12 protein-coding genes and 2 tRNA genes are annotated in these 12312 nt (G+C 42.7%); 11 read left to right on the top strand and 3 right to left on the bottom strand.

Annotation, left to right across the window (positions count from 1 at the left end; genetic code table 11):
• The first annotated feature begins 16 nt into the window (after positions 1 to 16).
• The 5 genes from BO18_RS32330 (at position 17) to BO18_RS02675 (ending at position 3058) form a co-directional block, all read left to right on the top strand.
• Positions 17 to 661 (top strand): sortase, encoded by a 645-nt coding sequence (locus BO18_RS32330; RefSeq protein ID WP_051688457.1) that lies wholly within the window; start codon positions 17 to 19, stop codon positions 659 to 661.
• A 36-nt stretch (positions 662 to 697) separates the two neighbouring features.
• Complete coding sequence (locus BO18_RS02690) at positions 698 to 1024, top strand: hypothetical protein (RefSeq protein ID WP_034443378.1); 327 nt, start codon at positions 698 to 700, stop codon at positions 1022 to 1024.
• Positions 1025 to 1141: 117 nt separating this feature from the next.
• Complete coding sequence (locus BO18_RS02685; protein ID WP_034443376.1) at positions 1142 to 1915, top strand: adaptor protein MecA; 774 nt, start codon at positions 1142 to 1144, stop codon at positions 1913 to 1915.
• 228 nt (positions 1916 to 2143) lie between these two features.
• Positions 2144 to 2941, top strand: coding sequence for a hypothetical protein (locus BO18_RS02680; protein ID WP_185752331.1), 798 nt, complete (start codon positions 2144 to 2146; stop codon positions 2939 to 2941).
• 34 nt (positions 2942 to 2975) lie between these two features.
• Positions 2976 to 3058: transfer RNA gene (locus tag BO18_RS02675), tRNA-Leu, on the top strand.
• 77 nt (positions 3059 to 3135) lie between these two features.
• On the opposite strand, the gene BO18_RS02670 is transcribed toward BO18_RS02675, so the two are convergent.
• Entirely contained in the window at positions 3136 to 3468 is a 333-nt protein-coding gene (locus tag BO18_RS02670; RefSeq protein ID WP_034443372.1) for a hypothetical protein, read from the bottom strand.
• Positions 3469 to 3605: 137 nt separating this feature from the next.
• Between BO18_RS02670 and BO18_RS02665 the strand changes: the two genes are divergently transcribed.
• The 3 genes from BO18_RS02665 (at position 3606) to BO18_RS02655 (ending at position 5951) form a co-directional block, all read left to right on the top strand.
• Positions 3606 to 4256, top strand: a complete 651-nt coding sequence (locus BO18_RS02665; RefSeq protein WP_034443370.1) for an HAD family hydrolase — start codon at positions 3606 to 3608, stop codon at positions 4254 to 4256.
• A 145-nt stretch (positions 4257 to 4401) separates the two neighbouring features.
• Positions 4402 to 4485: transfer RNA gene (locus tag BO18_RS02660), tRNA-Leu, on the top strand.
• Between the two features lie 485 nt (positions 4486 to 4970).
• Positions 4971 to 5951 carry an ORF6N domain-containing protein gene (locus BO18_RS02655; RefSeq protein WP_034443369.1) on the top strand — a complete coding sequence of 327 codons (981 nt, stop codon included), beginning with the start codon at positions 4971 to 4973 and terminating at the stop codon, positions 5949 to 5951.
• On the opposite strand, the gene BO18_RS02650 is transcribed toward BO18_RS02655, so the two are convergent.
• The gene (locus BO18_RS02650; RefSeq protein ID WP_034443367.1) at positions 5943 to 7277 is read right to left on the bottom strand and encodes an MATE family efflux transporter; all 1335 of its coding nucleotides are present in this window, start codon (positions 7275 to 7277) and stop codon (positions 5943 to 5945) included. The genes BO18_RS02655 and BO18_RS02650 overlap by 9 nt on opposite strands.
• Before the next feature lie 139 nt (positions 7278 to 7416).
• Between BO18_RS02650 and BO18_RS02645 the strand changes: the two genes are divergently transcribed.
• Complete coding sequence (locus BO18_RS02645) at positions 7417 to 8154, top strand: AraC family transcriptional regulator (protein WP_034443365.1); 738 nt, start codon at positions 7417 to 7419, stop codon at positions 8152 to 8154.
• Between the two features lie 437 nt (positions 8155 to 8591).
• Here the strand turns inward: BO18_RS02645 and BO18_RS02640 are convergent, their stop codons facing one another.
• Positions 8592 to 10040: a methyl-accepting chemotaxis protein gene (locus BO18_RS02640; protein WP_022767425.1), complete on the bottom strand. Its 1449-nt coding sequence runs from the start codon at positions 10038 to 10040 to the stop codon at positions 8592 to 8594.
• A 343-nt stretch (positions 10041 to 10383) separates the two neighbouring features.
• Between BO18_RS02640 and BO18_RS02635 the strand changes: the two genes are divergently transcribed.
• Together BO18_RS02635 and BO18_RS02630 are read left to right on the top strand one after the other, a co-directional pair.
• A complete protein-coding gene (locus BO18_RS02635) occupies positions 10384 to 11160 on the top strand; it encodes a transposase (RefSeq protein WP_034443361.1) in 777 nt (258 codons plus the stop codon).
• Positions 11161 to 11185: 25 nt separating this feature from the next.
• Entirely contained in the window at positions 11186 to 12250 is a 1065-nt protein-coding gene (locus BO18_RS02630; RefSeq protein ID WP_034443359.1) for an acyltransferase family protein, read from the top strand.
• The last annotated feature ends 62 nt before the right edge of the window (positions 12251 to 12312 follow it).

The raw sequence follows: 12312 nt of genomic DNA, 5'->3' as shown, positions 1-12312 counted from the left end.
GGAGAGGATTAGTTTAATGAAGAAAATACAGGGATATGTGTATATAGCCATAGGAGTGGCCTTAATTGTCCTTGCTGCAATCCTGGTACGTTATAACTTTAATGAGAACGCAGAGGCTGGAGCGGCTTCTGAAGAGCTTTTGACAGGGGTTATAGATCAGATGCCTCCGGCAGTTCTACCGGAAGAGGCTTCAGGCCCTATGCCTGTAGTTGATGTGGCAGGACGAAGCTTTGTTGGAACAGTTGAGATACCGTCCTTAGGTCTTTTGCTACCTGTTCAAAACCAGTGGAGTAAGAGTAATGCCAAGCTCTCCATCTGCAGGTACGAGGGATCGGCTTATGATAATGACCTGATCGTCTGCGGTCATAATTATCAGGAGCATTTTGGAAACCTAAATCAGCTTAAGTCCGGTGACAGTGTCATTGTGACAGATATGAATGGCAGGAGCTTCTACTATCAGGTGACCAATATTGAAACTCTGGGGGCCTATGATTCCTTTGAAATGGAAGAGGGTGACTGGGACTTCACCATGTTTACCTGTACTGTGGGCGGCGCAAACCGTGTGACTGTAAGGTGCGAGGCTACGGGACAGACCAGTGAGACCGGGGCTGAGCCTGATGTTTTGAAGGCTGTAAGGTACAGCAGACACAAGAGTAAATAGTTGACAGGCGCGAGAAAGCGCCGAGAGGGAGGTTGTATGGATGGATTTATCTTTGTGATACTTTATGTGGGGATTATTTCGTATGTAGTCCTGGCTATCAGGAAAAAGAAACTTGGGCAGGGGAATGGGCCTGCAAATGGCGCTCAAAGGGCTTCTGAGTCCGGATCTATGGCGCACAAACATAGAGCAGCAGGTCATTACGATACCTTTAATAAAAAGAAATTTGGGCGGGAGTCAGGGGCTATGCCTCATAAGCATGAAAAGACCCATTACACTTCCATGGCAGACGCGTCAAAGCTCCCTCCGGGATACATTCTTTTGAACGGTGAACCGGTCAGGGTGGCTGATCTGGAAGGTAAATAATAGAATTATAATACACTTAATAGTTTTTTTAGCAGTCTCCTGTGGACGGTGCTAACCCGAAGTAATATAATTACAGTACAAGGATGGGTATTTATGCGAGAAAGGAGATGATGCTTAGTGATCATAGTAAAAATGAATGAAACAACAGTTGAATGCAGTATCGCAGCATCAGAACTCCACGAGATCGGACTTACGCCGGAGGCGGTAGTGAATGGTGCTGAGAACACTACATCTTTCTTTGCTCAGCTCAATCGCGAGGTTGGAGCTCAGCTTGACTATGACCCGGAGACAGAGGTCATGATGATGAGCAAGAACATGATGATGGACGGCAGTGTTCGTATTTTTGCTGTAAAGATGAGTAATGAGGATATTCAGAGAGCTGCGGACAGGATCCGCGGAGCTGCTGAGACTATACTTAAGACCCTGACCCAGGAGAAGGTTGACGAGGTCAAGGCCAAGACCGGTAGGGATAAGGGAGTTGCCCTTAACGAGGTCATTACCAATGTTACAGATACTATCAACAGGATCTACGGTCGCGATATGGAGCCGCCGGAAGCGCCTGCTGACAGCCAGTACAGTTATCAGCCACTTTCTGAGTATGCAAGGTACATGATGGAGTTTAACGACCTGAAGGAGATTGCAAGATTTGCGAAGGTTGTTCAGAGACTTCCAATCGTTGATTCTTCCCTCTACAAGCACGAGGGCAGGTTCTACCTGATGGCAGGTCTTATGTCAGCTGATGAGAGTATCATTTATGACATGAGAAGAGCAGGAGTGGAGTATTCAGATATGCTGACAGTTAATGCACCTGAGGCAATGTTCATCGAAGAGCATGGCGAGTGCATCATGGATGAGGATGCGATAGTGCATCTGGCAGATCTGGCGAAGTAAGGCCATGCATAGGGCAAAAGAGATTATGCCCGTCGGAAATATAGTTTGAATCGTGGAATTATGGCGGACCTGTTTTTGCAGGCCCGCCTTTTGTAGCACAAGACCGGCAAGCGAATGGATGCTTGCATACAAATTAATTTGCCGGTCGTAAGAACATGGAGCATGAAATGCGGAATGTTCGTGTGCGAAATCGAGTAGGAGTCAGCCTACTCGATGGTGGTTACGGGTATGAGCATGGACGTGTTGAACTTTAGCGGAATATATGAGCAGGAGAGTTTTTATAAGGATTTAGAGGGTGCCAGACTGGTGGATCTAACTGCTGTAGCAGGGACCAACTGTATGTGCGATGATGTGGCTAAAGAACAGCTTCTAAAGGCTATATCGTTGCCTGAAAATGGCGATAATGGTGGAGATGTCCGTGCCCTCGGAATACACTTCATCGATAACGGCAACTATCACTATGTTTCCGCGTTGTACCTGAGTAGGGTAAAAGAGCCTTTCTCGCTGGTGGTGCTGGATCATCATCCTGATATGCAGCGCCCTATGTTCGATATCCTGTCCTGTGGAGGATGGATTTGCCACGTACTGGATACAAATGAATTTATAAGGGATATTCATGTTATCGGAGCAGATGAAAAGTTGATTTCTGAGCTTTTACCGGAGGATAGGGAAAGGGTGAAGTTCTATAGAGTTGAGGATGTGTTTGGGGGTGCAAATCAGTCTGTGAGCTTGCCTGAAACTCAGTTCCCCGTGTACCTCTCGATCGATAAGGATGTTATCTACAGGGACGAGCTTGTGACCAACTGGGACCAGGGAGAGGCCACAAGGCAGCAGGTGCTGAACTTTGTGAAGGTGCTTACTGAAAGGGAGAGTAGCAAGGGCTTTTCCGGGGTATCATCTGGGACAGGCCTTCTTGGCATAGACATATGTGGTGAGTGTGCTCCCGACCAGGAAGATTGTGACCTTGGAAGCGCTATTCATGGGAATGATGAATTTAATGGAGAGCTTCTAAAGCTCTTGACATGAGCGTTTAAAATGGGTATCATTATTGATGTCGCTTGCGGAAGTGGCGGAATGGCAGACGCGCATGGTTCAGGTCCATGTGTTGGCAACAACATGAGGGTTCAAGTCCCTTCTTCCGCATGAAAAAAGAATCGGTTCTATGAACCGGTTCTTTTTTGTTATGCGGAAGAAGGGGCTTGAACCCCCTCTTTAAGATTTTACTTTGCTGTAAGCTTGTCTATATATGCGCAGAGCTTCTTAACAACTCCTCCCAGATTCTTGTACTGGATTGCCAGGTAAACAGTCACAAGGGCCATGACAGCTGCTGCGATGTAGGACCCCACAAAGTAGTGAGTGAAAGCAGTTGCCAGGAAGATGCAGGTGCAGATGAGAAATGCCATCATTGGGATCAGCATCCTGACCATTTCCTGATGGATCTCAGTTAGCATGAGCTGCAGCTTTTCCCTTTCCTCCCAGACTTCCTCCTCTGAGATTACGTCAAAATCAAGTTTCTCCAGATGCCTAATATAATCTCGAAATCTCTTTTCCATTGTCCCCTCCAGATGTGGTTTGGTGCTGTGGCACCGTGTATAACACTATATTAGCATAATTGTCGGTATTTCGATATTAAATTTTCCCTGGTTTTTTGTGCTATACTAAGGTGATCATTGAAAGGGGCAAAAGAGCTATGGGATACAAAGCAGTAATATTCGACATGGACGGCACAGTCCTCAATACAATAGAAGATATAACAGATTCTGTGAACGTGATCCTTAGGCGCTACGATCTGCCTGTAAGGACCGTTGACGAGGTTCGGCATTTTGTGGGAAATGGCGCCAGAGTGCTGATGAACAGGGCAATTCCTCAGGGGGAGGAGCATCCTGAGTTCGAGCGGATCCTGAAGGAGTACGAGGCCTATTATCAGGAGCATTGCAATATCAAGACCGGTCCCTACCACCATATTCCGGAGCTGTTAAAAGAACTTTCAGTGCGAGGCTACAAGCTGGCCATAGTTTCCAACAAACCCATGGGGGCAGTTGAGGAGCTGAATAAAATTTATTTTGGAGAGTATGTTCCAGTGGCCATCGGAGTGACAAAGGAGCTTCGAAGAAAGCCATATCCGGATGAATGTCTTTTGGCTATGGAAAAGCTGGGCGTAGAAAAGGAGGACTGCATTTATGTAGGTGATTCCGACGTGGATTTTAAGACCGCACAGAACACCGGCATAGGATGTATTTCTTGTCTTTGGGGATTCAGGACAAAAGAAGAATTAATTCAGGCGAAAGTTACTCCAAACTTTTTTGTAAATGATCCTCTGGAGGTACTTGATCTGGTATGATCAAAACGCCGGAAAGCCAGTATTTACCTGGGATTACGGCATTTCAAAATAATCGAAAAAAAGTTTGTAAATTTTTGTTGACGTATGGCGTGTACTTTGTTATTATAAATAAGTCGTCGCGAGAGATACGACAGCGGCGAGAGATGCGGAAGTGTCGGAATTGGCAGACGAGCAAGACTAAGGATCTTGTGATGCTTACATCGTGTGGGTTCAAGTCCCATCTTCCGCACGCGAGTGGAAGGCTCAGAAAGCTTGAGAAATCAAGTGTTCTGAGCTTTCTTTTTGTTTGAAAATAACCACATTTTGGTGAGACCTAGGTGAGACCTCCTGTGTTTTAGCGGGTTCCTGGCAGTTTGAATCAAACAGATCTACCAGATCATTCATGCTATCTTTGGTGGCATAGGTGTAGTATCTAAGGTTTGTTTCAACTGAATGCCCTAATAGTTCAGCCCTTTTAGCTGCAGGAAGCCCCAGTTTTGCTGCTAGAACATTAAGTGTCAAATCGTGTAATTTTAGTGTCAAGTAGTGTACAGTTAGTGTAATTTTGGGGTAATATCATCTGTTATTTTTAAAAAGAACATATGTACGAATTTGTCGAAATGAGATATACTAATACAGTTATATAAGTGATACAAAACTTGCTATCCAAAATTCGGATAGCAAGTTATAAGCGAAAATAGATATTTATGTAATATGTTACAGAAAGGTTTGCCAATGACAAAAAAGAATGAGATTCTACTTTTGGATGATCGAGATTTGGAAGAAAAGGTATATATTGTTCGTGGAGTGCAGGTAATGCTTGACTTTGAGCTTGCTGAAATATATGGGTACACAACAAGTAAGCTTAATGAGCAGGTTAAGAATAATAAGGAGCGCTTTGTGGGAGAGGAGTTCATGTTCCAGCTTACTGCTGAGGAATTTCGTAATTTGAAATCCAAAAATCGGATAGCAAGTTGGGGTGGAAGAAGAATTCCGCCACATGCATTTACAGAACAGGGTGTCTATCTTCTTATGACGGTATTGAAGGGTGAACTTGCAGTAGAACAAAGCAGAAAATTAGTGTGGCTGTTTAAGAAGATGAAGGACCACATCATTGAGAATAAAACTATGATTTCAGGACAAAATCTTTTAACGATAGCTGCCATGACTGAGGAACACTCGCAAGCCATTAAAAGAATTGAATCTGAAATGGTCAGAAAAAGTGATCTTTCTGATTTTATGAAGCTTTTTAACAATGATTTAAAAGATGAGGAAGTATTAATACTAGATGGGGAACCATTTAAAGCTGATGTTGCATATCAGAAGATTTATAGCAAAGCGAAAAAAAGTATTATTGTAATTGATGACTATATCGGAGTAAAGACTCTCCGACATTTGGCAAGCTCAAAATCTAATGTGTTAATTACAATTATTTCAGATAATAAAGGCGGAGCGCCCCTTCGGGTGTCTGAATATAATGATTTTATGACAGAGTACGCTGGGAGAACAATAGATTTTATAAAGACAAATAACAGAGCACATGACCGTTATATAATTATTGATAACGCCACTAATAACATGAAGCTGTACCATTGTGGTGCTTCAAGTAAGGATGCAGGTAAAAGGATTACTACAATCTCAAGGATTATGGAAGTAGATGTCTACAAGAGCTCGATTCAGCAATTATTAGCTAATCCTGTACTGATTTTAAAATGAGATATGTGCCATTTTTTTATAGTAGATAAAAAATGAAATTGCATTAAGAGCCAATGCACCTACCCATGCCACTGCATCAGCTATAGCTGTGGCATTAAATCCTATACCATGCAACAGAAGTATTATCACTGCAATTCTGAGTGCCATTTCTGCGAATCCTGACATCATTGGAATAAAAGGGTATCCCATTCCCTGAACTGCGCTTCTGAATATAAAAAGCAGATTAAGAAGAATCAGAAAGATACCGCATTTACGCAGATACCCGGATGCAAGCAAAATTGTATCGTCAGCATTAAGCATAAAGCCAGCTAACTGCTGTGGCATAAACAACATAATGCTACCGAGCAAAATATAGGATACAAAGGCTATTCCGATACCTACCTTGACACCGCCCATTATGCGCTTTGGCAATTTTGCACCAAAATTCTGACTGACAAAGGCAGAAACGGCAAATCCTGCTGTAAGTGCCGGGAGCATGAACAGGTTAAGATATCTGGTGCACACTGAATATGCAGAAGTGAATGTAACACCATATTTGTTTACAAATCCCTGAACCACCATACTTCCTATGGCAGTTATTGAATTCATCAGAGCCATGCCGGCTCCATTTTTCATCAACAGGAAAGACATTTTTGCATCGGGATGAAAATCAAAAGGTGTAATGCTCGCTTCCGGCAAATGACGAATCTTTTCAAAACAGATCATTGCAGAAATTGCCTGGACAAAAACTGTAGCTGCAGCTGCGCCACCAACTCCTGTATGGAAAATGAATATCAAAATATAGTCCAGTACAATGTTGACGCCTGAAGAGACTATGATAGCAATGAAAGGCGTCCGGCTGTCACCAAGTGATCTTAGAATTCCGGAAAAGAGATTATAAGCAATTGTAACGATCAGACCAGCGAAAATGATGTAGCCATAAGTCAGACATTCATTAAGGATTACTTTGTCTGTATGCATTAGCAGAACAATCGGTTTAAGAATAATACATCCTACGATTGTCAACATAATCGCAATTATGCCAGATAGCTCTATGGACATTGCGATAGCTTTTTTCAGATCTTTCTTATCATCGGACCCATAGTGTTGTCCGATAATCACAGCAAATCCATTAGTTATTCCCATTGAGAAACCTATTATGAAAAAGGATAAAGAAGCGAGGTTTCCAACAGCACCTAGAGCGTTGTCACCGATTCCTTTTCCAACTATTGCAGTATCGGCAACGGAATAGATTTGCTGAAGAAGGTTTGTCAGTAGCATGGGGAAGAAAAAGCCTAGAAATTTGGAAGATACACTTCCAGTTGTAAGATCATTTTTGTTACCCATCGTAATCACCTCTGTAACAATGTATCAGCTTATCAGAATTCCTTATATTAAAAAACATACTTTTATATCAAAAAAGTGATATAACAATGTAAAGACATTTAAGAATTTGTGGCAAATATCACGTGGGTAGGTAATAACGATGAAAATAAGAAATGAACTTAATGCTTATCTGTATAAGCAGAAAATGAATGAGGCAGAAATCCCAAGTCAGGCTATTCCTGATGACCTTGCTACAGCCATATGCCAAGGTGATTCTCTTGCAGTAAAGAAACTTCTTAAGAAGAATGGCTCGGGCATTCTGACTGATGAAAGGCTATTGTCAGGAAACAAATTAAGGAATTCTGTTTATCATTTTATTCTTGCTGCATCATATATTTCTCAGGCATGTATTGAAGAAGGTCTTGGGCATACCGAAGGCGTTGCGATTGAAGATATCTATATTAGAAGAGCCGATAAGTGTAAAAAGGTTGATGATGTTTATTTACTTTATAAGGATATGTGCCTGGATTTTGCGGAGAGGATGAATGAGATACGTAAAGAAACAGTAATCTCATTGCATATCAGAAAATGTATAGATTATATCTATGAAAATTTGGGAGCAGACCTTTCAGCAGGCGCTTTATCAGAGGTGGTCAGGCTAAACCCAACATATCTTTCACGGTTGTTCAGGAAAGAAGTTGGTATAAGGCTTTGTCAATTTGTAAAAGAAGCCAGAATTGATACTGCTCAAAACTTACTTAAGTATTCAGATCTTAAGTATTCGGTCATAGCAAATTCACTAGGCTTTTCTTCTCAAAGCGCTTTTATTGTATCTTGTAAGGAAATAACTGGGATGACACCCAAAGAATACCGAGAGAAATATCATAACAAACAGTAAGTACTATTCAGTGAGGGCTCTACGTTAGTGGGGTTCCCTAAGGGGTTCCCTTTCGGGAGACGGTGTCAGAACCTCTTTTCATACTGGCTTTGTGGGCTGGCAGAAAAGTTCAAGTCCCATCTTCCGCACGAAACAAAAGGATCAACTCGAAAGAGTTGGTCCTTTTATTTTGTGCGGAAGGGGACTCTCACCCAGCAGCTTCGCTGCGCGGGTTCAGGGATTCACACTAGACTCGGAAGGACCTCGTCAAGTGTTCACCCATGGCTCGCACTAGGCTCGAAAATACCTCGCCAAGTGCTCTGCTCAAAGTCCCATCTTCCGCATTGGGTAAGATTTATCCAGCGGAGTCATTGGAACCGTCCCCGTGACTTCCAGCGGAGTCATTGGAACCGTCCCCGTGACTTCCCGTCCCCGTGACTGCCCTGACCGGTATTACATTATTTCAGCCTCTGCGCCTGATCATATATCCCCTTCAGCAGAATATCAAACTCATCAAATTTCTCCACCGCTGTCCTTGCTCCCTCTTCGCCCATACTGGACAAAGATGCCACCTGCTCACTTGTGGCGGCGAGGCTCGCAATATTATTATTGATCTCCGTTGCACTTCTTCCTATAGCTTCTATGGAAGTACCGATATCATTAAATCTTCCTATAAGGTTTCCAACGTTCTCCCCGATCTCTTCAAAAGTATCTGCGGTCTCTCTGATAAGAATGTCCTGAGCCTTGACAGACTCAGCTGCCGCATTGGTAGAGTCTACCGCATTCTGAACATCAGCGGAAAGCTCCTGCATGATGCTGGTGATCTGATTTGAAGCACTGCTGGTCTGCTCCGACAGCTGCCTTATCTCATCGGCAACCACAACGAAACCTTTCCCGGCTTCTCCCGCACGCGCTGCCTCAATTGAAGCATTGAGCGCAAGAAGATTGGTCTGCTTTGATATCGATATGATGGAACCGACAATCTTCTCAACCTTTTCGACCTTCTCAGTGACAGCTTCTGTGGATGCCACCGTCTTATCACTCATCTCAACAACATTTGCGGTCTTGTCCTTGAGCTGGTCGATGACCTTAGTCCCATCAATAACGGCTTTCTGCGTGCTCTCGGACATCTCAACCATCTGATTTCTCTTGGCATCAGCCACTTCCGTCTGCTCATGGATATCTGCTATCTGATGTGACTGCTCTGTCACGGCAGCTGCGGTATGTCCTGTGCTGCCCGCGATTTCCCTCATGCCATCGTGGTTTCTTCCTATGATGCTCTTTAACTCATCGACTTCCCCATGGGCCTCATCAAACAGCCCCGTAATTTCCTTGGCGATCTCCACCATCTGGATACGGGTCTTTTCCTGGGTCTCCTGCCCTTGCTTGATGGCCTCGTCGTCCTCTCTTACCAGGGTCCGCCTCATCTTAAGCGACTCTATTCCGGCAATTCCCGCAAGAATGATTATGAAACTGGCCACAAAATGGTCTCTGGGTATCGAACCTGTAGCAATAAGATTTCTGACCAGGACAATAAGTCCGCCTATGGTCATAGTCATCTGTCCCACCACATAGAGCCTTAAGTCCAGATAAAGAATACACGACAGCATTACCGGTATCGCGAATGCATAAAAAATCATTTCATTTTGTATTATCATGATAATGATATAGTAAAGAGTCGGACCTCCAAGAATGACCACTGCGCCAAACCTGGTCTCTCTGAATTTGATAAATCCAACCGTCATCTGCAGCACACCTGCCAGGACAGCGACAATCTCGATGACAAGCCCCAGGCTCATTCCGTGTGTTGCAGCATCCAGCACTACCATTAAAAGCGCAGTAAAGGCAATAATAAGGTTGATCTGAAATACTTTTTTGTTTGATCTTGCATACTGGTCAGGGGTCATATAATTATCTCCTTTAGCCATGAAAACAGAATTTAACTGTACAATAACTGACAAGAATAATTATACAATATTTCGTCGTGAATAATTATTAAATAACGCTAAAATCAATCTTGCATCCGGTTATGAAGTCAGTCATGGGAAAACTATCGCCTGACCGTATGCAAGATTGGTTTTAGCAGAGTCATGGGGACGGTTCTTTTGACTCCTTTACAATTGTCTTTTTAGATGATATAGTTTTTTCCTGAAATTAGAAAAACTATCCCCGCTCTGGGGAACTGGATAGAGTATTTCTATCTGGTAGATTTCCACGTTTGAATTTTTACAAAGCTTAGGAGGAATAGTAATGCCACGTCGGGCGCGAAATATGAGTGCATCTAATTATATGCACATAATTGTAAGAGGTATTGGGAAGCAGTTGCTGTTTGAGGATGATCATGATTATAGGTATTATCTTACAAAGTTAGAACTATATTGCATGGATACGGATGTTAAGGTATGTGCTTATTGTCTTATGGACAATCATGTTCATCTTTTGGTAAAAGGTGAAGCTGAATCAGTAATTCTTTTGTTGAAAAAAATAGGAGTGAGTTATTCTTGGTATTACAACAAAAAATATGAGAGGGTAGGACATCTTTTTCAGGATAGATATAAGAGTGAATCAATAGACAATGATATTTATTTTCTTAGTGTGTTTAGATATATTCTGAAGAATCCACAGAAAGCTGGACTGTGTAAGGCAACGTGCTATCATTGGAATAGTTATAGGTATTATGATAATCCGTTACCATTTATGGATTTAACAGCGATTCGAAATCTGTTGGGGAATTTTGGACAATATAAAGAATTTATCGAGAAAAATGACGATGATCAGGGGCTTGAGTATTCGGAAACCAGACATAGTGATGCATGGGCAAAAGAAGAACTTGCAAGATGTCTTGGAATAACAAGCGGCACAGCTTTGCAGAAGTATAGTAAAATAGAAAGAGATGTAGCGCTGGTAAAGCTTAAAGAACGCGGATTGTCGGTGCGACAGATATCAAGGCTTACCGGAATAGGACGCAACGTCGTACAGAAAGCAGGAAAAAATATAAAGAATGAGTCAAAAGAACCGTCCCTGTGACTCTGTAAGAAGGGGGTTATCAACTATGAGCGAGGTAAAGAAGTACAGGATTGAACTGATTGATATAGCAAAAGCGATAACAATTATTCTGGTAATACTTGGACATACAACCGGCAATCTGGATACACCCATGTACAGGCGTTTGCTTTATTCTTTTCATATGCCGCTTTTCTTTTTCCTCGCCGGCATGTCCATAAAAGCAAAAGAGCTAAAGTCATTCATGGAATGGAAAAGCTTTATTAAGAAGAACCTTCTTGCTCTGATAGTACCATATTTGATTTTTGCTTTTATCTATGCACCCTTCAGCTTTGAAAATGTTCCAAAGTTCCTGTACGGTTCATGGCAGATGCTGGGAAAGGCAGGAACCCTGACATCATTGTGGTATCTAACGTGCTTCTTTGTGGCCAGGATATACTGTCAGGTGATTATGAATATTTTGAGTCTTGCCAAGTGTAAGAACATGAATTTATGGATTGGTATCCTGTCAGTTCCGATGTTCGCCATCGGATTCCTACTCCCGAAGATCAAGATTGGGTATCCGTGGTGTCTGAATGTCAGCTTTGTAGCAGCAGGTTTTATCCTGCTTGGCATAGCTATCCGCCAGCAGGTACTTATCCTGGCACAGTCAAAAGCATGGATACTATTCCTTATAACTGTAGTCTCAGGAGTAATGCTTATCTGCGGAACGGTCTTAAGAGGTGATGCTCTGGAGCTGAGCCTTATGTGCCGTGGTGATTACGGCAACGTCCTTTGGTTTTTGTATAATTCTGTTTCAGGTACAGCTTTTATACTGGGAATATCCATGCTAATTTTCCGTATCTCTCGAGAAGGTGCCATACTGTTCAGAACGGCAGCTATTACATATGTGGGACAGCATACGCTGGGAATATTCCTTCTTCATAAAAACATACAGCTTGATCTTATTATTCCCTGGATACACACCTGGTTGGAAGGACCACAGCTTTTGGTGGCCTGTATCGCAACTTGCATTTCCTTTGCAACTGCTCTGCTTCTTTGTGCTATCATAGAAAAGTTTGTGCCGCAGCTTCTGGGACAGTTTCCAATCTACCCGCAAAAAGAAAACAATTAGTCTTATCTTAAAGAGGCGAGAAAAGTATGCATAACGAGAAAAGCTTAGGAATGCTATCAAGG

It is taken from the genome of Butyrivibrio sp. AE2032 (assembly GCF_000702965.1).
The sequence above is the reverse complement of the archived record's forward strand: the minus strand, read 5'-3'. Positions and strand labels throughout refer to the sequence as shown.

Bases quoted from the DNA above. Each gene is read 5' to 3' on its own strand.
- BO18_RS02640 (WP_022767425.1), bottom strand. From the start codon at position 10,040: ATGACCCCTGACCAGTATGCAAGATCAAACAAAAAAGTATTTCAGATC.
- BO18_RS02655 (WP_034443369.1), top strand. From the start codon at position 4,971: ATGACAAAAAAGAATGAGATTCTACTTTTGGATGATCGAGATTTGGAA.
- BO18_RS02680 (WP_185752331.1), top strand. From the start codon at position 2,144: ATGAGCATGGACGTGTTGAACTTTAGCGGAATATATGAGCAGGAGAGT.
- BO18_RS32330 (WP_051688457.1), top strand. From the start codon at position 17: ATGAAGAAAATACAGGGATATGTGTATATAGCCATAGGAGTGGCCTTA.
- BO18_RS02630 (WP_034443359.1), top strand. From the start codon at position 11,186: ATGAGCGAGGTAAAGAAGTACAGGATTGAACTGATTGATATAGCAAAA.
- BO18_RS02635 (WP_034443361.1), top strand. From the start codon at position 10,384: ATGCCACGTCGGGCGCGAAATATGAGTGCATCTAATTATATGCACATA.
- BO18_RS02690 (WP_034443378.1), top strand. From the start codon at position 698: ATGGATGGATTTATCTTTGTGATACTTTATGTGGGGATTATTTCGTAT.
- BO18_RS02665 (WP_034443370.1), top strand. From the start codon at position 3,606: ATGGGATACAAAGCAGTAATATTCGACATGGACGGCACAGTCCTCAAT.
- BO18_RS02670 (WP_034443372.1), bottom strand. From the start codon at position 3,468: ATGGAAAAGAGATTTCGAGATTATATTAGGCATCTGGAGAAACTTGAT.
- BO18_RS02650 (WP_034443367.1), bottom strand. From the start codon at position 7,277: ATGGGTAACAAAAATGATCTTACAACTGGAAGTGTATCTTCCAAATTT.
- BO18_RS02645 (WP_034443365.1), top strand. From the start codon at position 7,417: ATGAAAATAAGAAATGAACTTAATGCTTATCTGTATAAGCAGAAAATG.